22 protein-coding genes are annotated in these 22,537 nt (G+C 41.6%); 11 read left to right on the forward strand and 11 right to left on the reverse strand.

Features of this window, described 5'->3' with window-relative positions; genetic code table 11:
- Positions 1–18: 18 nt before the first annotated feature.
- On the reverse strand, positions 19–1,164 hold the full coding sequence (locus NSQ76_RS05755) for an AbrB family transcriptional regulator (RefSeq protein WP_171464241.1): 1,146 nt from the start codon (positions 1,162–1,164) through the stop codon (positions 19–21).
- 275 nt (positions 1,165–1,439) lie between these two features.
- Between NSQ76_RS05755 and NSQ76_RS05760 the strand changes: the two genes are divergently transcribed.
- Genes NSQ76_RS05760 through NSQ76_RS05770 form a run of 3 tightly spaced genes read left to right on the forward strand, consistent with a single transcriptional unit; the run spans position 1,440 to position 3,162 of the window.
- Complete coding sequence (locus tag NSQ76_RS05760) at positions 1,440–1,862, forward strand: BlaI/MecI/CopY family transcriptional regulator (protein WP_024425495.1); 423 nt, start codon at positions 1,440–1,442, stop codon at positions 1,860–1,862.
- Positions 1,855–2,694, forward strand: a complete 840-nt coding sequence (locus NSQ76_RS05765) for a M56 family metallopeptidase (protein WP_268478824.1) — start codon at positions 1,855–1,857, stop codon at positions 2,692–2,694. The genes NSQ76_RS05760 and NSQ76_RS05765 overlap by 8 nt, the downstream gene beginning before the upstream one ends.
- Before the next feature lie 57 nt (positions 2,695–2,751).
- Positions 2,752–3,162 carry a DoxX family protein gene (locus tag NSQ76_RS05770; protein ID WP_024425497.1) on the forward strand — a complete coding sequence of 137 codons (411 nt, stop codon included), beginning with the start codon at positions 2,752–2,754 and terminating at the stop codon, positions 3,160–3,162.
- A 197-nt stretch (positions 3,163–3,359) separates the two neighbouring features.
- On the opposite strand, the gene NSQ76_RS05775 is transcribed toward NSQ76_RS05770, so the two are convergent.
- Positions 3,360–3,806, reverse strand: coding sequence for a ferritin-like domain-containing protein (locus NSQ76_RS05775; protein WP_024425498.1), 447 nt, complete (start codon positions 3,804–3,806; stop codon positions 3,360–3,362).
- Between the two features lie 152 nt (positions 3,807–3,958).
- Between NSQ76_RS05775 and addB the strand changes: the two genes are divergently transcribed.
- The 5 genes from addB to NSQ76_RS05800 are packed head-to-tail and all read left to right on the forward strand — an operon-like array spanning position 3,959 to position 16,064.
- Positions 3,959–7,468: a helicase-exonuclease AddAB subunit AddB gene (gene addB / locus NSQ76_RS05780; RefSeq protein ID WP_268478826.1), complete on the forward strand. Its 3,510-nt coding sequence runs from the start codon at positions 3,959–3,961 to the stop codon at positions 7,466–7,468.
- On the forward strand, positions 7,446–11,150 hold the full coding sequence (gene addA, locus NSQ76_RS05785) for a helicase-exonuclease AddAB subunit AddA (RefSeq protein WP_268478827.1): 3,705 nt from the start codon (positions 7,446–7,448) through the stop codon (positions 11,148–11,150). Before addB ends, addA begins: the two co-directional genes overlap by 23 nt.
- Positions 11,151–11,176: 26 nt before the next feature.
- A complete protein-coding gene (sbcD, locus tag NSQ76_RS05790) occupies positions 11,177–12,352 on the forward strand; it encodes an exonuclease subunit SbcD (RefSeq protein WP_024426531.1) in 1,176 nt (391 codons plus the stop codon).
- The gene (locus NSQ76_RS05795; protein WP_268478828.1) at positions 12,349–15,744 is read left to right on the forward strand and encodes an AAA family ATPase; all 3,396 of its coding nucleotides are present in this window, start codon (positions 12,349–12,351) and stop codon (positions 15,742–15,744) included. The genes sbcD and NSQ76_RS05795 overlap by 4 nt, the downstream gene beginning before the upstream one ends.
- Before the next feature lie 20 nt (positions 15,745–15,764).
- On the forward strand, positions 15,765–16,064 hold the full coding sequence (locus NSQ76_RS05800) for a hypothetical protein (protein ID WP_024425503.1): 300 nt from the start codon (positions 15,765–15,767) through the stop codon (positions 16,062–16,064).
- A 47-nt stretch (positions 16,065–16,111) separates the two neighbouring features.
- Here the strand turns inward: NSQ76_RS05800 and NSQ76_RS05805 are convergent, their stop codons facing one another.
- The 8 genes from NSQ76_RS05805 to NSQ76_RS05840 all read right to left on the reverse strand — a co-directional run bounded on the left by NSQ76_RS05805 (position 16,112) and on the right by NSQ76_RS05840 (position 19,575).
- Positions 16,112–16,330 (reverse strand): spore germination protein, encoded by a 219-nt coding sequence (locus tag NSQ76_RS05805; RefSeq protein ID WP_003211468.1) that lies wholly within the window; start codon positions 16,328–16,330, stop codon positions 16,112–16,114.
- A 22-nt stretch (positions 16,331–16,352) separates the two neighbouring features.
- On the reverse strand, positions 16,353–16,784 hold the full coding sequence (locus NSQ76_RS05810) for a spore germination protein GerPE (protein WP_024425504.1): 432 nt from the start codon (positions 16,782–16,784) through the stop codon (positions 16,353–16,355).
- The gene (locus tag NSQ76_RS05815; RefSeq protein ID WP_003210893.1) at positions 16,784–16,960 is read right to left on the reverse strand and encodes a germination protein GerPD; all 177 of its coding nucleotides are present in this window, start codon (positions 16,958–16,960) and stop codon (positions 16,784–16,786) included. The genes NSQ76_RS05810 and NSQ76_RS05815 overlap by 1 nt, the downstream gene beginning before the upstream one ends.
- Positions 16,957–17,571: a spore germination protein GerPC gene (locus NSQ76_RS05820; protein ID WP_024425505.1), complete on the reverse strand. Its 615-nt coding sequence runs from the start codon at positions 17,569–17,571 to the stop codon at positions 16,957–16,959. The genes NSQ76_RS05815 and NSQ76_RS05820 overlap by 4 nt, the downstream gene beginning before the upstream one ends.
- Positions 17,572–17,601: 30 nt before the next feature.
- On the reverse strand, positions 17,602–17,835 hold the full coding sequence (locus tag NSQ76_RS05825) for a spore germination protein GerPB (protein WP_003210877.1): 234 nt from the start codon (positions 17,833–17,835) through the stop codon (positions 17,602–17,604).
- A gap of 14 nt (positions 17,836–17,849) precedes the next feature.
- Entirely contained in the window at positions 17,850–18,071 is a 222-nt protein-coding gene (locus NSQ76_RS05830) for a spore germination protein (protein WP_024425506.1), read from the reverse strand.
- A gap of 125 nt (positions 18,072–18,196) precedes the next feature.
- On the reverse strand, positions 18,197–18,358 hold the full coding sequence (locus NSQ76_RS05835; RefSeq protein WP_029707539.1) for an aspartyl-phosphate phosphatase Spo0E family protein: 162 nt from the start codon (positions 18,356–18,358) through the stop codon (positions 18,197–18,199).
- Positions 18,359–18,480: 122 nt separating this feature from the next.
- Positions 18,481–19,575, reverse strand: coding sequence for a CotH kinase family protein (locus NSQ76_RS05840; RefSeq protein ID WP_224426383.1), 1,095 nt, complete (start codon positions 19,573–19,575; stop codon positions 18,481–18,483).
- Between the two features lie 206 nt (positions 19,576–19,781).
- Between NSQ76_RS05840 and cotG the strand changes: the two genes are divergently transcribed.
- The 3 genes from cotG to NSQ76_RS05855 all read left to right on the forward strand — a co-directional run bounded on the left by cotG (position 19,782) and on the right by NSQ76_RS05855 (position 21,892).
- Positions 19,782–20,399 carry a spore coat protein CotG gene (cotG, locus tag NSQ76_RS20945; protein WP_134817563.1) on the forward strand — a complete coding sequence of 206 codons (618 nt, stop codon included), beginning with the start codon at positions 19,782–19,784 and terminating at the stop codon, positions 20,397–20,399.
- Between the two features lie 126 nt (positions 20,400–20,525).
- Positions 20,526–21,431: a fumarylacetoacetate hydrolase family protein gene (locus NSQ76_RS05850; protein ID WP_024426525.1), complete on the forward strand. Its 906-nt coding sequence runs from the start codon at positions 20,526–20,528 to the stop codon at positions 21,429–21,431.
- Between the two features lie 92 nt (positions 21,432–21,523).
- On the forward strand, positions 21,524–21,892 hold the full coding sequence (locus NSQ76_RS05855; protein ID WP_024426524.1) for a YisL family protein: 369 nt from the start codon (positions 21,524–21,526) through the stop codon (positions 21,890–21,892).
- A 38-nt stretch (positions 21,893–21,930) separates the two neighbouring features.
- Here NSQ76_RS05855 and NSQ76_RS05860 read toward each other — a convergent pair whose 3' ends face one another.
- Positions 21,931–22,458 (reverse strand): DUF2777 family protein, encoded by a 528-nt coding sequence (locus NSQ76_RS05860; protein ID WP_341052946.1) that lies wholly within the window; start codon positions 22,456–22,458, stop codon positions 21,931–21,933.
- Positions 22,459–22,537: the final 79 nt, after the last annotated feature.

The following is a 22,537-nucleotide window of genomic DNA, read 5'->3' on the forward strand; positions in this document are numbered from 1 at the left end:
TGCAAAGCGTCTCTTTTTTTATTTTGCGGCTTTATATTCAGGATGTCTTTTTGCCCAGACATGATGTAAGAATCGAAAAAACGGTGGCAGCATCGCAATGACAAGAATGATTCTAACGACTTGTACAGCTACTACAAAGGTTGAGTCCTCATGGAGTGTGACTGCTGTTGTTGCCATTTCTGCAATACCGCCAGGCGAAAAGGCAAGAATGGCTGTAATGACAGAAATGCCTGTGACCTCTGCAATGGCAATTGAACTGAGAACCGTTGCAGCAATCAATCCAGCTGAGCTGACGACGGCTACAATTAACGTGTTTTTTAGCCCGACAAACATCTGTTTATTCATTTTTGAACCGATGGTTGCACCGAGAAATACCTGTGATGCGATATTCGCTTGTGCTGGCCAATAAGGAATCAAATCATGACCTATGAACGCACCTGCACCTACTTGAAGAGCTGCAACTCCTAACATACTGCCAATCAGCCAAGGGGCAGGGAAATGAAGCCGAACCGCGAGGCGTGACATAAGCCAGGCACCTAAAATAAGTGCAGCAGTCCACGAGATATTTGACAGGGTGAAAACGCCGGATGAAAAGGCGCTCCCTTGCACACCTGCAGCTGCATCCGCTGGATTTTTTGTATTTAAATAGAACACCGTAAATGGGATGGTGAGTACCACCATTAATACACGTGTTGTTTGTACGAGACTGACAACGGCTGTATTTGCTCCAACCTCTTGGGCAATCCCTGGCATAGCAGATAAACCGCCTGGGGCTGTTCCGACAAAGCTGGTCAGCATATCTGTTTTACTCAGCTTCCATAAGGCAAAGCCAGAGAGCATCGCCAGTAGAATAGAAAAAACGAGCATGAAACTCACAGGGAGCCAATGTTCAGCGAAAATATGAAGAACTTTCATGTTCATTTTCTGTCCGAGTTCGATTCCGAGAATGAATTGACCAAGGAGTAGCCATCTGCTGTGAATACGCAAGGTGTTGTTTCCTTTACGCTGAAACAGGGTGGGACGTCGCATGGCAATAAATGCAGCTGTGATTAATGTACCGACCATCCAGCCAATAGACATTCCTGTTAAAGACAAAAGAAATCCACCTAAACCGCTTATCGCGATCAAAATGAGATCGGTTCGAAGGCTGTTTCCTTGTTTCATCACATGTAAACCTTCTTCCTATAAATTTGTTCAGTAAGTGAAATGTTGTTATCTCTACTATAATACAAAAAATACAAAAGTCTTTATAAATAAAATACGAATTTTTTTACCTTTTTCATAAGATTATCTTATCAAGAGCAAGATAGCCTCTTGATAAAAGTAAAGATATAATTTTTACCAAAAACAAAAACAATATACAACGATTTTCCCCTATTTTAGTTATCAGTTGACTATCATTTTCAATTACACTACAATCCTTAGTGTGAGGTGATTACATGAAAATTCCTTCTTTTAAATATAATGAAAAGGGATTGAATCGTTTTTTCGGTCCTTTAGAGGGAAGAATTATGGAAATCCTTTATCAAGGTGAGGATATGCCGATTAAAGAAGTGCAGCAGAAGCTGTCAGATGAAAAGCCGATTAATTTCAACACAGTGATGACTGTGCTGAACCGCTTAACCGAAAAGGGAATTGTCGAGAAGAAAACAAAAGGGCGTTCATCTATTTATAATCCCATTTTAACAAAAGAAGAATTTCTAAATGAGCAGACAAAATGGATTACGCAAGGGCTGATGGACGATTTTGGTCCACTGGCAGTGAATCATATGGTGGATGCAATTGAAAGTGCTGACCCTGAATTACTCAAAGTGCTTGAAGCAAGGCTGGCATCCAAAAAAGAGGAGCAGCAAAATGAATAAAATGAAATCGAGCCTGCTATTTTTAAGCGGTATATTGATTGGTTTAACGATTTTTTATCAGATGGGGTATTACGTGCTTTCAAGCTTTTTTGGCTGGAATCAAGCATATAATCTGATTCATGTATGCCAGTCTGTTCTCGAATTCTATGGATTCACTCCTTTGAAATATTTCCTTGATGCTTTAGTCCTCTACACGTTGGGATTTGCGATTTTCTATATGACGAAACAAATCAAAACGTACATTCAATTCAAGCAAAATCTGATGCTTGCAGTCGATCACCAGTCGACCGAATCTTTATCTGAGAAGTATGCAAACGAAATCATTGTGTTTCATTGTCATGAACCGCTTGCTTTTGCCATGGGGATGCTTCATCCAAAGGTCTACTTATCAACATCTCTCATGGACATGCTGGATGAAGAGGAAATTGATGCTGTTGTTCATCATGAATTGCACCACAAATACAGCTACGATCCTTTAAAGGCCTTCACATTCTCAATGCTTACAAAAGTGATTTGGTACATTCCAGTGTTAAAGCATATGAGACAAAGCTATTCCGTTTTTCGTGAAGTGATCGCAGATGACTACGCGATTCGGCAGACAGGCACTGAGCTTGGAGTAGGGCAAGCCCTTTTGAAACTGATTAAAAAGAGAACGCAGTTTCAAAAACAAACGAAGTTTGCGGTATCCTTTGGAGATCGGGCATTGAATTTAAGAATACAGAAGATCTTAAACCCAACATACAATATTCCTTTCAATGTACCCATCATTCCCATTGTCACATCAACGATTCTCATGGTGGCCTTAATCATTATGCTTAATCTAAATTACTAATTTTTTTTACTTATTAACATTACATTATGTAGTGTAAAAACAGGAGGAAATCACTATATGAAAACAAATCAAGAAATAGGAACACTTTTCGTACGTGTTATTTTAGGTATCATCTTCTTTCTACACGGACTTCAGGCATATCAAGGAGGTCTGGGAGGAACAGCGGCATTCTTTGGACAAATCGGTATACCGGAATTTATGGCCTATATTGTGAAGACAATTGAACTGGTCGGTGGTATCGCCTTGATTTTAGGTCTAGGAACACGTATTTTCGCAGCCTTATTTGTACCCATTATGGCTGTGGCGATTATGACGGTTGGTTTTTCTAAAGGATTTGTGGGCGGTTATGAATTTGAACTATCGCTGCTTGTCATGGCGCTTTATTTAACACTTAGCGGCAGTAAGATGCTGTCCATTGATGGGATGCTAAAACATCAGCAGCAAAGCAATGAAGCAAAATTTCATTAAACGATCATGAAAAAAACTCCTTCTGCTATTTGTGGCAGAGGAGTTTTTTATTTATCAAATTGTCGTTTTCACGTTTGAAAAAGTGAAAGAGATGAGAGGTTTGCTGAGAATCCTTCCTTTATTTTATAGATTGAATGAATAAAAAGACAATTTCATTTTTTGACGGAACATACGATCTCCTATTAAAATAGGACTATCTAAGACACATGGTGCGTTAAAAGATATAAAAACCATACAGCATGCTGCTGTTCATCTTGAGCGATACGTTTCATCAGCTCTTTTGTTCCTTGATCCCGGACATAATCTGATATCGTTAAGTAAAAATCGACCGTTCTTTGTTCATCTTTAAATGCGAAAAGAAGCCCTTCTCTAAATTGATCTGGACAAGGTTCTGTTATGCTTGGTTTGTGGTTTTTACCTGTTAAAGAATAATATAGCTTTGAAAATAGTTGATAGTGTCTGACTTCATCCTGGCGTATTTCTTGAATGATTTTTTTTGCCTCAGGAGTTTTTGCTCTTTGGGCAAGTTTTTCGTAGCATTGGATCGCAGAATATTCACCATTGATTGCTTTTTCAAGATCTGAAATGATTCTTGTGTTTTGGCGCATGTCATATGGCGAATAGTCATAATAACTGTAATACATGATATTGCCAGCCTCCTTTGAGTTCATGATGGTTTATGATATGAGAAGAGTAAGGAAAGGTGCCTATATCTTTTTAGGAAGGAGAAGGGGAAAATAGCTATTTACTTTTATTTTCGCTAGAATATGAGTACATAAGAAAGGTGTTGTGGAGCGTGGAGATTCAGTTTTTAGCAGGCAGATCGGGGAGTGGAAAAACGACTGCAATCTTAGAGGAAATCAAAGAACAGCTTCGGCTTGATCCGTTGGGTCCGCCAATCATTTTTTTAGTCCCGGATCAAATGACATTCTTAATGGAATACGAGCTTGCAAAAACGTCTGAAGCTGGCGGGATGATCAGGGCCAAAGTATTTAGTTTCACGCGTCTTGCTTGGACTATTTTACAGCAGACTGGCGGAGCGAACCGGCAATTTGTGACAAGCACAGGAATTCAAATGCTTTTAAGAAAAGTGATTGAAGAGGAGAAAGAAAAGTTTAAGGTATTCAAAAAAGCGAGTGATAAGCCGGGGTTTGTGGAGCAAATCGAAAAGACGATGGCTGAGTTCAAGAGATACTGCATGCTGCCGGAGGATATTGAAAAAATTTCATTATCGAGCATGCATTCAGAGTATACAGAAGAAAGACGGGCAGCCGAGAAATTGCATGATCTGCATGTTCTTTATCAGCAGATGGAGCAGCATTTACAAGATGAATATGTGCACTCAGAAGACTATTTGACACTTCTCACGCAGCAAATTCCTTTATCTGAAGAAATAAAAGGAGCACACATTTATATAGATGGTTTTTATCAATTTACACCGCAGCAGCTCCTCGTCATTGAACAGCTTCTGTTGCATGCTGAGAAAATAACGGCTGCTTTCACAGTGGATCGTTCCTATCATGATAAGCAGCCAAATGAACTTGATTTATTTCGTATGACAGGTAAAACGTATTTCCAGCTCTATCAGCTTGCCAAAGAGTGCGGAGCGGCCATTTCTGAGCACATTTTGGAGAGAAATAAACGTCATCTTCATACGCCGGATCTTGCTTATTTAGAACGGCAATATGAGCAGAGACCGGTGCAGCCATATCAGGAAGTCACTCCTCATCTCACAGTATCTAAAAGTGCGAGTAAACGAGCTGAAATTGAGGGAGTAGCGAGAGAAATTCTTCATTTAGTGAGAGAAGAAGGACTTAGACTGCGAGATATTTCGATTGTAGCGCGGCATGTAGACGACTATAAAGATACGTTAAAAGAGGTTTTTCGAGATTACGATATTCCTTTTTTTATTGATGGAAATGAATCGATGCAGTATCATCCGCTCATTGAATTGATTCGTTCGAGCATGGATGTCATAAAAGGAAACTGGCGGTATGAGGCCGTGTTTCGATGCGTGAAGACAGAGTTCTTATTTCCGCTCGAACTTGCCAGAAACAAAGCGAGAGAACAGGCAGATCAGCTTGAAAACTACTGTATTGCTTATGGTGTAAAAGGAGAACGCTGGACAAACGGCTCCCGTTTCCATTACAGGCGGTTCCAATCCTTAGATGAGGATTTTGGACAAACAGATCAAGAAATTGAAATGGAACAGATGCTGAATGATGTAAAGGAATGGATCGCACCTCCGCTTTTCCAATTGCAAAAAAGGCTGAAAAAAGCGCAAAAGGTAAAAGACATGGTAGAGGCAGTCTATGTCTTTTTAGAGGAAATACAAGTGCCGGATAAACTTGAAAAGGCTAGGCTGGAAGCTGAAGAAGCAGGTAGATTAGCTGAAGCCATGCAGCATGGACAAGTATGGGATGCTGTTATTCAATTAATGGATGAATTTGTTGAAATGCTCGGTGAGGAGGAGCTCTCATTTCCTTTATTCCAACAGATGATGGATACAGGATTGGCTTCTTTAAAATTCGCTTTAATTCCGCCTTCACTCGACCAAGTATTTATCGGAAGTATGGATTTATCTAGAATGTATCAAGTGAAGTGTATGTTTATCATTGGGGTAAATGATGGCGTTATTCCCGCACGCCCTTCTGACGAAAGTGTATTGTCTGAGGATGACAGGGAATGGTTAAAACGAGCAGGAGCAGAGCTGGCAGAGACAGGAAAGGAACGGCTGCTAGATGAGCAATTTTTAATTTACCAGGCGCTGTCGAGTCCATCTCATCATTTGTATCTGTCTTATTCAGTGTCAGATGAAGAGGGGCGCTCTCTATTGCCTTCGACTCTTATCAAGTATTGTCAGGAGCTTATGCCAAATCATGAGCATGCTTTGTATGTGTTAGACCCGGAACAGCTGGAGGACAAGGAGCAATTAAAATTTGTAGCGAATGAGCATGTCTCGTTATCGTATACTGTCTCGCAGCTGCAGCAATGGCTCAACCAATATCCCATTAGTGGTGTATGGTGGAGTGTCTATAATTATTTGATGACGTCATCTCATCGGGATGTATCAAAAAACATCTTGTCGAGTTTGTTTTTTACAAATCGAGCGAAGCGCTTAAAACCAAACGTCACAAAAGAACTTTATGGTGATCACATTCAAGGCAGTGTTTCAAGAATGGAGAAATTCAATGCGTGTGCATTTTCTCACTTTGCTTCCCACGGGTTAAAACTAAAGGACCGGCAATTTTATAAATTGGAAGCACCCGATATCGGCCAGCTGTTTCACTCGGCCTTAAAGCATATTTCAGATACGCTTGTTGAACAAAAAAAGGATTGGAAAAACCTAACGAAGGATGACTGTGTCAACTATTCAAGACATGCAATCGAACAGCTTGCACCGCGTCTTCAAAAGGAAATCCTATTAAGCTCTAACCGGCATGCTTATATTAAAGAAAAACTCCAGAAAATCTTGATTCGAGTCTCTTCTATATTAAGTGAGCATGCAAGAGTGAGTGGATTTTCTCCCGTTGGGCTTGAGTTAGGCTTTGGCGGCCAAGGACCACTTCCACCGTTTACTTTTCAATTGAAAAATGGCTGCACGATGGAGCTTGTCGGAAGAATTGACCGGGTGGATAAAGCAGAAGGTTCAAAAGGGCTGCTGTTGAGAATCGTCGACTACAAATCGAGTGAGAAAGGTCTTGATCTAGCAGAAGTATACTATGGACTGGCCTTGCAAATGCTCACTTACTTAGACCTGACCATTACGTATTCGAAGGAGTGGCTCGGCGTAGAAGCAACACCAGCTGGCATTTTATATTTCCATATTCATGATCCGCTCATTCAAGCACCGATTCCGCTTGCAGAGGATGAAATTGAACAGGAAATATTCAAGAAATTTAAAATGAAAGGTCTATTGCTTGAAGATGTAGAAGCGGTAAAGCTAATGGATCAAACGCTTGAATCAGGAAGATCACAAGTCATTCAAGCCGGCTTGAAAAAAGATGGGTCCTTCCGTTCTGACTCTGCTGTTTTAAGTGAAGATCATTTCCATATACTCACACAGCATGTTCGGCGCACGTTTGAAGAGGCAGGCGAAAGAATTACAAATGGCGAAGTAGCCATTAATCCATATAAATTGAAGGATCAGACACCATGCCGCTTTTGTTCATTTAAGTCTATTTGCCAATTTGATGAATCGATAGAGGATAATGAATTTAGAGTGCTTTCATCTGAAAAGGATGATGTTGTGATAGACCGGATCAAAAAAGAAGGGGATCAGTATGCAAATACCAAAACCGAATAACAGTACTTGGACGGATGACCAGTGGGAAGCCATCGTTTCAGAAGGACAAGATATTCTTGTTGCGGCGGCGGCAGGGTCAGGTAAAACAGCTGTTTTGGTTGAACGGCTGATTCGAAAAATGACCCGTCCTGAAGATCCAGTTGATGTGGATCGTCTGCTCGTTGTGACTTTCACAAATGCATCTGCGGCAGAGATGAAGCATCGGATCACAGAAGCACTTGAAAAGGAGTTAGCCAAAAACCCCGGGTCCCTTCATATGAGAAGACAGCTGTCGCTCATGAATCGTGCCAATATCTCCACCCTGCACTCCTTTTGCTTGCAGGTTTTGCGCACCTTTTACTATGAGATTGACCTAGATCCAGGCTTTCGTTTGGCTGATCAAACAGAAGGAGAATTATTAGGAGATGAAGTGTTAGATGAACTGTTTGAGGACGAATATAAGGCTGGAAAGCCAGCGTTCTTTGAACTGGTTGACCGTTACACTTCTGATCGTCATGATTTAGACTTGCAATGGCTTGTAAAGAGAATTTATGAGTTTTCCAGATCTCACCCTTCACCTGAGCAATGGATGAGGGCATTCCTTTCTCTTTATGATGTAGATGCTCAAACAAAAGTAGAACAATTACCGTTTTACCCATATATCAAAGAGGACCTTTCTCTCGTTTTTCGAAGCTGTCTGGAACTGCTCGAACGAGCTCTCGCCCTATCAAAAGAACCGGGCGGGCCGGCACCGAGAGCAGAAAATTTTATTGATGATTTAGAGCAAGTCAATGAATTAATCAGGCACCAAGATGATTTTGAGAAGCTTTACGAGCTTTTGCCAAACATCAATTTTAAAAGGCTCAAAACATGTAAAGGGGACGAATATGACCCTGTGCTGTTAGAAAAAGCCACAGATGCACGCAATCAAGCAAAAAAACAATTAGAAAAGCTTAAAGATGAATACTTTATGCGCAGTCCGGCCCAGCATTTGAAAAGCTTAGCAGAAATGAAGCCGGTGGTCGAGACACTTGTGGAGCTTGTCATCCAATTTGGACAGCGTTTCGAAAGAGCGAAGCAAGAAAAATCAATCGTGGATTTTTCGGATTTAGAGCATTATTGCTTACGCATTTTAGCAGAGCAGGACGCGGAAGGAAATTTGATCGAAACAGAAGCGGCCAAGTACTATCAACAGCAGTTTGAAGAAGTACTCGTTGATGAATATCAAGATACAAACCTTGTGCAAGAAACGATTTTAAAGCTTGTATCTAAAGGGGAACATGCTGCAGAGGGCAACCTGTTTATGGTTGGTGATGTAAAGCAGTCCATTTATCGTTTTAGACTGGCTGAGCCCATGCTCTTTTTAAACAAATATAAACAATTTACACCAGACGGCAAAGAAACAGGGAAGAGAATTGATTTAAATAAAAACTTCCGCAGCCGTTCAGATGTGTTAGACAGTACGAACTTTTTGTTCAAACAGCTGATGGGGGAAACAGTTGGAGAAATTGAATATGATGAACAAGCTGAATTAAAGCTTGGAGCGAGTTATCCAGAAAGCGAAGATACAACGACAGAAATGCTTCTTGTACATTTAGATCAACAGGAAGCAGAAACTGACGAAGAGCGAGAAGAGCTAGAAACCGTACAGCTTGAAGCGAGAGTCATTGCTAAAAAAATAAGACAATTAGTGGAGCAGCCATTTCAAGTGTACGATTCAAAACAGCAAATGACCCGTAACTTGCAGTATCGGGACATTGTGATTTTGCTTCGCTCCATGCCGTGGGCACCGCAAATGATGGAGGAATTGAAGAAGCAGGGAATCCCTGTGTATGCGAATCTTTCCTCTGGTTATTTTGAAGCAACAGAGGTGTCTGTGATTCTTTCTCTGTTAAAAGTCATTGATAATCCATATCAAGATATCCCGCTTGCAGCTGTATTAAGATCACCAATTGTTCATTTAGACGAAAATGAAATGGCACTGATCCGCACGAGTGATAAAAAAGGCACCTATTATGATGCTGTGAAAGCATTTATGAGTGTGACTCATTCAGATCACCCTACATGCAAAAAACTAGAACGATTTTTCAGGTTGCTGCGTAAGTGGCGTGATTTTTCTATGAATCATTCAGTAGCGGAATTGATTTGGGAAGTATACCGCGATACGCAGTATCTAGATTACGTCGGTGGGATGCCTGGAGGCAAACAGAGACAGGCGAATCTCCGTGCTCTTTATGATCGAGCGAAGCAGTATGAAAAAGCTGCTTTTAGAGGGCTGTTCCGTTTTCTTCGCTTTATCGAAAGAATGCAGGAGCGTGGAGATGATCTTGGGGCGGCAAAAACGTTCAGTGAAACAGAGGACGTTGTTCGCATGATGACGATCCATAGCAGTAAAGGATTAGAATTTCCAGTCGTCTTTACCGCAGGACTCGGCAGAAACTTTAATATGATGGACTTAAACCAGTCCTACTTACTTGATAAAGAATTAGGCTTTGGAAGCAAATATATTCATCCAGAGCTGAGAATTAGTTATGCAACATTACCGCTTGTTGCGATGAAAAAAAAGATGAGGAAAGAGCTATTATCTGAAGAGCTGAGAGTTCTATATGTAGCGCTCACAAGGGCTAAGGAAAAATTATTTCTTGTCGGCTCTGTCAAAAATCAGGTGAAGGCATTAAGCAAATGGCAAAATGCTGCAACCGGAGAGGACTGGCTCCTCCCTGATTTTGAACGTTATCAATCGAAAACATACTTAGATTTTATTGGTCCTGCTCTCATCCGTCACCAAGCAATGTCATCTATTTTAGAAGAAACAGGTGATGTTGTTCTTTCGCACCCATCAGCATTCACAATCTCATTTACTCAAGCTTCCGATCTTCTAAAAGAAGATATGTCACTTGAAAAGAAGCAGCAAGATGAGGTGGTACAAGCATTGATGGACGGCTTACCTGTTGAAGGATATGGTGATGCTGATGAGAAAGTAGCAGAGAGACTTTCATGGAGATATCCGTATCTAGCGGCCTCACAAGTCGGCACAAAGCAGTCTGTTTCAGAGATAAAGAGAATGAAAGAAATACAGGATGAGTACAGTGTTCCTTCTTCTCTTAGAAGAGCTCATGCAACGTTGTATGACCGGCCGGCTTTCATGAAGAAAAAAGCACTCACTGCCGCAGAGCAAGGCACCGCAATGCATACAGTCATGCAGCATATTCCGCTTTCTTCTGACGAGCCCCTCGATGAAATCCGTATACATCAGCTGCTCGATTCCTTACAGCAGCGAGACTTGCTAACAAATGAGCAAGTTCAGTCAATTGATCAAGAAGGAATTTCCGCTTTTTTCTCTACTTCTATTGGTCAAAAGCTGCTGAAAGCGGACTGGGTGAAACGAGAAGTGTCATTTAGTATGGTGTTACCTGTTAAAGAGGTATACAGCCATATTGATGCAGAGGGGGAGCCTGTCCTAATTCAAGGGATGATTGACTGTTTATTTGAAACGGATGGAAAACTATATTTACTAGATTATAAAACAGATAGAGTGCAAGGCAGATATACAGGCGGTCTTGAAGCAGCTGTACCTATTTTGAAAAAGCGCTATGAAACTCAAATAGCGTTGTATGCACAAGCGGTGGAACGTTTAACAAACAGAACATTAGAGGAGAAAATTCTTTATTTCTTTGATGGGAATTTAGAAATTTCATTATAAATGTATCGGAATGAGAGGTGAATCACATGAGGATTTTGCATACGGCAGATTGGCATTTAGGAAAAACCCTTGAAGGCCGGAGCCGGCTTGATGAGCAAGCGCAGTTTTTAGATGAGCTGTATCAAATCGTAAAAGACGAACACATTGATGTCATTGTCATGGCTGGAGACGCCTTTGATACAGTAAATCCGCCTGCTAGAGCAGAACAGCTTTTTTATGAAAGTCTATCCGCCTTATCTGATAAAGGAAAACGTCAGGTCGTGGTCATCTCAGGCAACCATGATAATCCGGATCGACTATCTGCCGCATCGCCTTTAACAAATGATCAGGGGATTCATTTAATTGGATATCCGACAAATGACATCATCCGCGTCGATGTTCCTTCTTCGAGTGAACGTTTATCCATTGCAGCACTCGCTTATCCGTCTGAAGCGAGACTTAACGAGGTGCTGGCTGAAACATTTGAAGAGAAATTGCTTCGTGATCATTACAATTTAAAAATACAGCAAGCGTTCCAACATTTAAGCGCTCAATTTCAAGCCGATACGGTCAATATCGCAACAAGCCATATTTATGTGGCAGGAGGAAGTCAAACAGATTCAGAAAGACCGATTGAGGTAGGCGGTGCATATACCGTTGCGGCTGAAAGTCTGCCAGAAGCAGCCTGCTATGTGGCCCTTGGTCATTTGCACCGCCCGCAAACCATCAAACGTGCCAAAACGACTGCCCGCTATTCCGGGTCACCTCTTGCTTACAGCTTTTCTGAATCAGGATATGCCAAATCAGTCACGATTGTAGAGGCAAAACCTAATGAAAAAGCAAGCTGGAAAGAAGTGTTGTTATCAAGCGGAAAACCACTTGTGAAATGGAAGGCAACTGAAGGATTGAGCCAAGTACACGAGTGGCTGGATGAAAAACGGGATCTTCAGGCATGGATTGATTTAGAGATTCATTTAACAGATCAGCTCTCCATAGAAGAGATTCATCAGCTCCGAAAGCAGCATAGCGGGTTTGTCCATATTAGACCGAAATTTAAAGAACTTCAGCAAATGGAAGAACAAAAGCAAGCCGAAAAGCTCTCAATCGAAGAGCGGTTCGTGAAATTTTATGAGCGCCAGACAGGCGGCGGTCTTCCTGATGAAAAAACAGTCAAGCTGTTTTTGGAGCTCGCCAATGAAATGCAAGAGGAGGAAGCGACTTGAAGCCGATTACGCTAACCATTAAAGGACTTCATAGCTTCAGAGAAGAACAAACAATTGACTTTAGCTCATTATGTGATGCAGGTGTGTTTGGCATTTTTGGACCGACAGGAAGCGGAAAGTCGTCCATATTAGACGCCATGACCCTGGCGCTTTATGGAAAAGTGGAACGTGCGTTAAATAATACACATGGTATTTTGAACCAAGCGGAAGAGAAGCTGTCAGTTTCCTTTACATTCGCTTTACAAAAGGAACACCACATTTCTTATAAAGTCGAACGTGCTTTCAAGCGGGCAGATGAAATGAAAGTCAGAACGACACTATGCCGTCTGATTGAAATTGGGGATACGCAGACAGTTCTTGCAGATAAAGCGAGTGAGGTCAATCGTAAAATAGAAGAATTACTCGGGTTAACCATTGATGATTTTACGCGTGCGGTTGTCTTGCCCCAAGGGAAGTTTGCAGAATTCCTTTCTTTAAAAGGAGCCGATAGACGACAAATGCTTCAGCGTTTGTTTAACCTGGAGAAGTATGGGGATCAGCTCGTTAAACGTTTGCGCACAAAGGCGCAGAATCAGTATGGGCAAAAAAATGAACTGCTTGCTGAGCTGAATGGCTTAGGAGAAGCTGGCCCAGAGGCGCTCGCAAAGGCAAAGGAAGCGGCTGAGCAGGCAAAGGCTATTTTTCATGAGAAAAAACAAGCGCGGGATGAAGCGTTCACTGCTTTTACAAAGGCGCAAACAATTTGGCAGTATCAAAAGGAACGAGAAGCTTATGAGACGGAACTAAACCATCTGAATCAACTGGCACCATCAATGGAAGAGAAAAAGGCCAAGCTTCATATTGCTGAGCAGGCAGAGGCATTAAAGCCTTATGCGGATGCATTAACAAAGGCTGAAAATCAGCTTTCTCAAGCATTAAAAGAGAAGCAGGAAGCAGAAAATCAGCTGCTGCATCAACGAACGATCTATGATCAAATGACACAGAACTATGAGCAAGCAAGGCAAAAGAAAATAGAAACTGAGCCAGAACTTCTTCAAAAGAAAGAGCAGCTGCTTCAGCTAAAGGAAATTGAACGGAAAAAAGAGGCGGCTCTTCAGGAAAAGACGGCAATCGAACAGCGAAAAAACGATACATCGCAGCAATTATTACAAAAGAAAGAAGAAGCAGACAATCTCCAATCTTTGTTAGAACGTGCACTGGCAAAACAAACACAGCTGAAGCGTGAGCTGGAGCAATTACAAGTCTCTGTAAAAGAACGGAAAAGTGTACAGGATGCTTTGCGTTTAAGCGAAAATGTTCAAAGAATACACCAAAGCATACACAAGGAAGAACAAAAGATGGAGGATCTCAAAAAGCGATCAACACAGACCGCAGCAGCATATGAAAAGCTTCAAAAACAGCAAAAAGACCATCATGAAAAAATAGACCAATCGTTTCAAGCGATTGAACAGCTCTATTTCTATGTATGTGAATTTGAACGGGCTTTTACAGAATGGAGTAAAAGAGAACAAAGTCAGAAGCTCGAAAAATTAAAACAGCGTGATGCTGTTAGGGCGGCAGAATTAAGAAAAGAATTAGCGGCAGAGCTCGTAGATGGTGAGCCATGTCCTGTTTGTGGATCGATTCATCATGACCCAAAAGCACTGGAAAACAATGACCATGAAGAAACAGTGGCACAAATCGATGAAGTGATTCAACGGATGGACACAGAGCTCAAGCAGGCAGAGGAATATACAAGAGACATGTATGCCGCCAAGCAGTTATTGGAAACGCATGCCAATCAATTAGTAAAGCAGTTTGCCTTTTTATCTCAGAAAGCTCCAGGTGCGGAAGTTGCAGCAGCAGTAGAAGCAGTGCAAAAGCCGGAGTCCTTGCAGTATCTCATGCAAGAATGGAAAGGCTTGAAACAAGATATTCAAGAAGTTGAACGTAAACGAGCTCGTTTAATGGATGAAACATATGATCAAGCAGCAGAGATAAGCAAGACGAAAGATCAAATGACATTTGATCAGCAGCGTACCGAAGAATTAGACGGGCTGATCAAGGAGCTTCAATCTGAGCTTGCAGAGCAAACGTCTCAATTTGAACAGGCCTTCCCGCACTTTCCATTGCACCAAGTACAAGAGATGCAAAAGCAGATCGACGAAAAGGACCAGCAAGCGGAAGGCTATAAAGAGCGTATTGAGAAAAGTATTTCATTTTTGGAAGAAAAACAGCTGGCAAAAGAACAGCTGCAAACAGCCATATACGATGTAGAGAAGGAATTTGATAAACTAGCGCATCAGCTAGAAAGCCAGCAGCAGCTCATTCATCAATATGAAACAGATTTAGGGAGATATCCATTGAAAGCTGTCTCCATTTCTGATGAATTGATCGAGGTTGAACACACGCTTGCTCGTCTCAATGAAATGGAACAGCAATCGTACAAGCAATTACAGCAAGCGCAGGAGCTCTTTAGTGAAGCACAAAGTCATTTTTCAAGCTGTGAGCGTCAGCTTCAAGAGGCTGACCGGAGAAAACAAGAAGCAAGTGAAGCATGGACTAAAGAATCGGAGTCTTCTCCTTTTGATAAGCCTCAAGAGATTGAATCTGCTTTCATGAATCAATCAGTACGTCAAACTGTTAAACAAGAAATTGACGAATTTGAGGATAAAAGAAAGCAATGTACCGCAAACTTAAAGCGAATTTCTGAACTGCTGAAAGATGAGTTACTAGATGAAAAGCAATGGACTGACATTCAACTGAGGAAAGAAGCGGCAGAAAAGGCTTTGGAAGAAGCAACGGTGATGAGCGGCTCTGCATATGAACATCTGCGTGTAATGGAAGAAAATCACCAGCGATTTGCAAGTATTCATGAACGTTTGGCGGAGCTGCAGCAAGAAATTGATCGGCTCGATAAGCTGCAAACCGTGTTTAAAGGAAATACATTTGTTGAGTTTTTAGCAGAAGAACAGCTGGAAAGTGTCAGTCGTGATGCATCTGCCCGTCTTGGTATTTTGACAAGACAAAGGTATGCGATTGAGGTTGATTCAGAAGGCGGTTTTGTCATGCGTGATGATGCGAATGGCGGTGTCAGACGTCCAGTGTCCAGCTTGTCCGGCGGGGAAACCTTCCTGACGTCGCTTGCGCTTGCGCTAGCTCTTTCAGCGCAGATTCAGCTGAGAGGCGAGTTCCCGCTGCAATTCTTTTTCCTTGATGAAGGCTTTGGCACCCTTGATCAAGACTTGCTTGATACAGTGATTACTGCATTAGAGAAATTACAGTCTCAAAACTTAGCTGTTGGTGTCATCAGCCATGTGGAAGAATTGAAAATGCGGCTGCCGAAAAAACTGATTGTCCATCCGGCAGATCCAAGCGGGAAAGGGACAACAGTCTCAATGGAATTAATGTAAATATTGAGGTGATGACACGGGTGGCAAAGCAAACAATTGGATTATGTGAAATGTGCGGAAGACAAGATGTCCTGCTTACAGAACATCACTTAACCCCAAGAGAAGAAGGCGGGGCTTTTTTACCGACTGCCTACCTATGCATCCCTTGTCATAAACAAGTACATGCCCTCTATACAAACCAGGAGCTTGCCGCACGTTTGAACACAATTGATGCGCTGAGGCAGGATGAAAAGCTTGCTTCGTACATCAAATGGATTCGGAAACAGCCGGCAAGCAAGCTGGTCAAAACAAAAAAATCGAGACAGCGCAGAAAGAAATAAGCATAAAAAAGCGCTCCTCTATTTGAAATGGATGTAGAGGAGCTGCTTTATGCATTGCCTACCATATTCTGATCATTTAAGTCAGGATCCACATAGTTGGTGGCGCTAATGCCATTATTTAATATCAAGAAATCTCCGGTATTCCCCGCTCCAGAGCCTAAAGCAGATTTTGACGAACTTTTAGGCGACAGGTAGAATGAGTCACCGACGTTTACGACGCCTCCAGAAATAGAGTTAATGTAAATGGGTCCGACAATTGCTGGCATAATCGACATCCTTTATTCGAAGTCATATCACCATCATATGCGCAGGTAGGTCCATTTGTGAGTTTTGCGGACTTTCATCATTGCTAAACAGCTCTCTAATATGCTTCACTCGCGCAACGCCATTCATTCTACAAGTAGAGCCGATTTGATAGACAGAGGACGATGATACCCCTTCTACATGGATTGAAGACACTTTAATCACAGGCTTTTCATGGTAAAATGCCGTTCTCACTGATCGTTCTGGCAGCATCAAAGGAATGGGCTCATAATACACTTCAAATTCTTTCGCATCTAAATTTTCTGCTTCATAGCCATAAAACAAACTAATGGTTCGTTGAACAGCTAATACCTTGACTTTCGGGCATAGCTCCTGAGTATCACCAATTTGAACCACACTCGAAATCCCGACAGAATTCACCTTTGAGAACTTTACTTGAGATGTGCGCTTGATCATTATCGAGGCGCCAGAGGAACAAACGGGCCAATAATCAGTGATTCTGGCGGAGTATCGAAAATCGAGGATAATTGTACATGGTCTGTGTCCCCGATGATAAATAGGGAAGAAGACGATACCCCGACTACTTTAATGCTTCCAGTCTCGATGTTGCGGTTGACAACTGTGAAATTCATCCGTTTTCCTCTCCTTTCGTTTCACTTGGAATATGGGCTAAAAAGTGCTCAATCGCCCGCTTTACATCATGCTTCACATATTCAGCAATTTGCTCTGAACGCTGCAGCGGTGTCATATCTTCCCGGTGTGGCAGCTGTCCCGCATAGTATTTGATCCTGCTGTCAATTTGCTTGCGAATATCCTCAATGATATGGTGTTTGTTGCTTTCATCGAGGGACCCTTCGTATCGCTGTTCTAGTTCTTCAAGAAGTTCTGGTGCTTCTTCATTTAAAAATGCATCGACAAGCTGCCGTGTTTGATTGAAAAATTGACCAGCCATTTCTTGCTGCATCATTCCAATTCCCGGGGTTGTTGTTTGGCCCACTTCAAAGTTTTGAACACTGTTTGGATCAGATGGATTGAGGCCGATATTCAGCGTTCCTTCCAGCCGTTCGATTTTCAGTTGATCAAATTGATAATCAATCCGTTCAATATTCGTTGTCGGTTTATCTTTGATCATTTGTATTTCCTGCTGAAGCTCGTTAAGCCTTTTTTCAAGCATCATGATTTGTTGCGAGTGTTTTTGAATGATGCCATATACTTGTGAAGCGTTGCTCTGATAATCATACATTTACATACACCTCCGGGGATTGCAGATGGCTTAAGTTGTTGGTGACTGAAGCGGTACAAAAGGTGCTGTGCTTGCGCCTTGAGATTCTTCAATTCCTTGTGTACCTGCTGCGGCAGGCGCTGCTTCTACATAGCTTCCCGTGTTATACAGGTTGGAAAGGGCCTTGATGGATCCAGCACTCCCAATTTGCAGAACAGAGGAGTTACTCACAGACTCTACACGTAAATAATTAATTTGTATCGCTTGATTAATATAGAAGTTCAACGGATCCTCACTCCTTACAAGTTACCAACAAGCGGTTGATCAATGACATCACTGTCGTACGTATTTGTCACACTTTTGTAGTTGCTAATTTGTAATTGATCACCTGTATTAAAACTGCCTGCGCCAGCAAACGTTTTAACCTGACTATTTGGAGAAATGGTGATGCAGTCTCCAACATGAACGACTCCGCTCGTTCCGACGGCATTTACTTTAAAGGCTCCCACAATAGCCGGCATAGCGGTGCACATCCTTTATAAAATTAGGGCACTTGTTTTGGGCGTTTCACCATAGCTTATGATGGGTCTTTTAATGTGTGATTGTCTTTTTGAAAGCTTTTGATGAGAGGAATTAGATGTATGGCTTACCCTTTTTTTGAGCAATCTTTAGAGGTGGATTTGATGCCTTTATTTAAGAGTGTGTCAAGCTCTTGACTGCACCTGATCGTTTCTTCGGCATTCATCCCGAATTTTTTCGCAGTCTCAATTAAATGTAATCTTTTTTGTTCAATTTCATAATTGATCATAACGGACGCCAACTCTCACATTTTTTATCAAATAGAAGGATATGGTTAGTATACCCTATTTTTCTATAAAAAAAGCTGTTTCGTCAATATGAGTAATAAAGTGACAAAATTCGAAAGTGTTCTTACGTACCAAATATCTCTTTTTTGATCTCAGTCTGTAAATAGCGTCGTCTTTTGTTGATATACTGCCGAATTAAGTCTCTTTCAGACTGCAAGATGTCTTTTCGATCTTTCGTATATGGATCATCTCCAATTCGATCCTCAATCGATTCATGCCATTTCTCGATGATTGGACAGAGCCGGTCTTCTACAAAATGTGTATCGAGTACATGCTGGAAAAGTGTGTAATAGGCTCTTTTAAACGAAGGGATATCTAGTAATCTAGCAGTTAATGTATTAAAGCCGTTTACTGGGATATAATCAAACGGCATTTCTTCTCCATGAATGTCACGACCCCATGTTGCATCATAATCCCAAGGAAGTACTTGAAACCTCCCTTGTTCATTTACATAAAGAGCGTAGTTATGAACAAAACCATCAAAGTTTTGTGTGCATACCACACCGATGAGCCAGCGGAAATACTGTGTCACATCTAGGTATTGTTCAATTTTTTCTGCAAAAGTGTCATCTTTCGCTGTATTGAGAAAGTAAATAAATTCACTCAGCTGCTGATCATGTTGAGAAGTTCCCGTTTTTTTCTCGTATCCGAGAAGAAGGTGCTTTTTTGGTTTTTTATCAAAAGAACTCAAAAGGGAGAAGTTCGCGTCATCATCAACCGCATAATAAATGCCGCCTCCTGAAAGCTGCCGTTTTTGAAGAAAGAACTCATCGACGGATTCTATTTTCAAATAAATCCCTTCTTTTCTTCCATTTATGGTGAGAAACACATGAGAAGCAGCGGGGCTATGCACCCCCATCTGCTCAAAGAAATAAAAGGACAGCCTGTTTCGGATAAATGAAGGATCATTGTACTCTGCATTTAAATGAAAGATCGATTCGCCTTGTCTTTGTTTCGGCTTTCGATATTCAATTTGATAGGACTTTTTCTTAAGCTTTCTAATGTGTGATCCGCGGTATGAAGCATAAATATGTGATTTGGTTTGGCCTGTTTTTAGAATAGCTTCAACAGGTTCATCGTTCCAAATGTCTTTTTTTAATTCAATCAAGTCCTTTGGATGAATCCACATATCAAGTTGTTTTAAAGGTTCTGTGTTCATACGTTCATCAGCCTCCTATATGCTCTTCTTTACAATATGAAAGTGAAGGAATGTCCTGTACCGGCTGGTAGGTATTCATGGAGTTTTAAAGGAAAGAGGCATTCGTCACGAACACTTGTCTACCGAGTCTCGTAACATAAAGCAGAGAAGATAAACAGCTTTGTCTGTTTGTTTTGTCGAAGCATAGACTGGGAGGGGAATTGTTCGTGAGTACATTTGATCATTCACACATTGAACATGCAGTGGCTTCACTTCGAAGTGAGGGACGTGATCATCACTTAGATCGTGAACCAGAATCGAGACGTTCGCACAAGTCAGCTCGTTCTCGTCATTCGAGTCGCGGTCATTGGTTCTTTGGCGGTGGTGGACACCGTAAATCACGCCGCAGTAAAAAAAGCTACAGAAGCTATCGTTCAAAGAAAAGTTATCGCTCTAAGAAAAGCTATCGTTCGAAGAAAAGCATGAAGAGCAAAAAGTCATGTAAAAGCAAAAAATCTTACAGAAGCAAAAAGAGTGAACCGAAAAAGTCACACCGCAGCAAATGCAGATCCCATCATAAGAAAAGCTGCCGCAAATCACACCGCAGCAAATGCAGATCTCATCATAAGAAGAGCTGCCGCAAGTCACATCGCAGCAAATACAGATCCCACAATAAGAAGAGCCGCAAATCTCGCCGCAGCCATCGATCTAAACGTTCTCATCACCATAAACGCAGCCGCTCTTGCCGAAGATGTGGAAAGAAAACGCATCGTTCCCGAAATAGAGGAAATGTTGAGCGTAAATGGGATCAAGGGAATATGTGGGAATACCGCCGTTTCCGCTAGGCATTCAATCATCATTTTTGAAACCCTTTTTAAAAGAGAGTATGATAAAAAAGGGTTTTTTTTATTTCATAGAGAAATAAAATGAGACATCATAACTTAGCGAAATGAAGATTGTGAGGGGAAGACATGAAGTTTTTTACAGGTGAGATACATAGCAGCATGTTTATCGGGGTAGTCATTGATGATGAATGGGTAATGGACGTCAAAAAGGCAGAAGCCAAATTATTTGAGCTTGAGACACTGCCAAACTCTTTATCTGAGTGTATTAAAATGGGGGACAAGTTTGTTGAACATGTAGGGCAGCTTCTTGATTGGGCTGAGAAAAAAGAAGAAGACCGCGGTTCTTATGTATATCCGCTTTCGGACGTGAAACTCCATGCCCCGATTCCAAAGCCGTCTAAAAACATCATGTGTGTCGGAAAGAATTATCAAGATCATGTGATGGAGATGGGAAGTGCGGCGGATATTCCTAAAGACGTGATGATTTTTACAAAGGCACCTACTTCTGTCATTGGACACGAAGCGGACATTCTCCTTCATGAAGATGTGACAAATGAATTGGATTATGAAGGAGAGCTTGCCATCGTGATGGGCAAATCAGGGAAAAACATTGCTCCTGAAGAGGTCCAAGATTATCTATTCGGTTACACCATTTTAAATGATGTGACGGCAAGAGATTTGCAGAAAAAACATAAACAATTTTTCATTGGCAAAAGCTTAGATACAACCTGCCCGATAGGACCTTATATCGTTCATAAGTCAATGATCGAGGATCATGGTGCGCTCCATGTGGAAACAAAGGTAAACGGAGAGGTTCGTCAGTCTGCCAGTACGGAATTAATGATCTTCACTGTTGAGGACATTGTCTCCACTCTTTCAAAAGGGATGACATTAGAAGCGGGTGACATCATTGCAACAGGTACACCTTCTGGGGTAGGGAAGGGCTTTGAACCGCCTAAGTTTTTAGCTTCTGGAGATCGAATTGACATCACGATTGAACCGATTGGAACGCTGACAAATCACGTCAAATAAAGCGCGTGATGACACAGGATTGTCGCTTTGTGTTCGACTTATTTCGTGGTACGATGAGAAGGTACTTGTTCTGATAAAGGGGGAAATTACAAATGGGAACACATTTACATATCACAGCATGGGTGCTGGGGATTATTTTATTCTTCGTAGCCTTTGCTCTAGCAGGTAAAAATGACAAAGGCGCTAAAATTGTGCATATGATCGTTCGTTTATTCTACTTGATCATCATTGCAACAGGCGTAGAGCTGTATGTTCGCACAGGAATGAAAATTCCAGGTTACGGGGGCGAGTATATTGGAAAAATGATTCTTGGTATCCTCGTGATCGGTTTCATGGAAATGGTCCTAGTGCGCAAGAAAAAAGGAAAATCGGTGACTGGTGTGTTGATTGGTTTTATCGTATTTGCGATTGTGACCATTCTTCTCGGTTTACGTCTGCCGATCGGTTTCCATATCTTTTAATATAAAAAGGACATTGCTTATACGAAGCAGTGTCCTTTTTATGTGGCATCAAATTGTGAAACGATCCGTTGTCCTTCTGAAGTGGTCCATTCAAAAAGAATGTGATTGGATGCTGGCTCATGGTGACATTGAAGTGCAAGTGATTGCGTATCTGCCGAAAACTGAAAGAAAGAGACGCGCTGCAATGAATGAAAGGAAGAGAAAACACAATCATAGACGGAAAAACCAAGCTGCTCTATCTGGTCAAGGATGTGATCAAAAACGTTTTCCGGTACGAACATGAGAAGATCAAGCCAGCCTTTGGCAAGAGACGCCGTATATTGAATGTTTTCTCCTCCCTGTACTTCTATTAGCTGCCCGTTTTCATGAAGAATCATAGAACCGAGCAATTCCCCTTTTGTCCATTGGTCATTTTCCTTCAAACAGATCATTGTGCTTTGAAGACTTTCTGGCAGCATGATCTCTCCTTCATCATCTTCAATCAGGCAATGCCCGTTTTCAATGAGCAAATACCCATTACACCATCTTCTGCTGCAGCGTTCAAGCTGCCTCATTCGATTCTCCATTTGCAAAAGCTCCTTTCCTCTTTCTTTTCTTACCAAATCAAGCTTGTCCTATACACCGGGAAAAAAGGACAAATCAACT

It is taken from the genome of Bacillus sp. FSL M8-0256 (assembly GCF_038005765.1).
In the GTDB taxonomy this organism is placed as follows: Bacteria; Bacillota; Bacilli; order Bacillales; family Bacillaceae; genus Bacillus; species Bacillus safensis.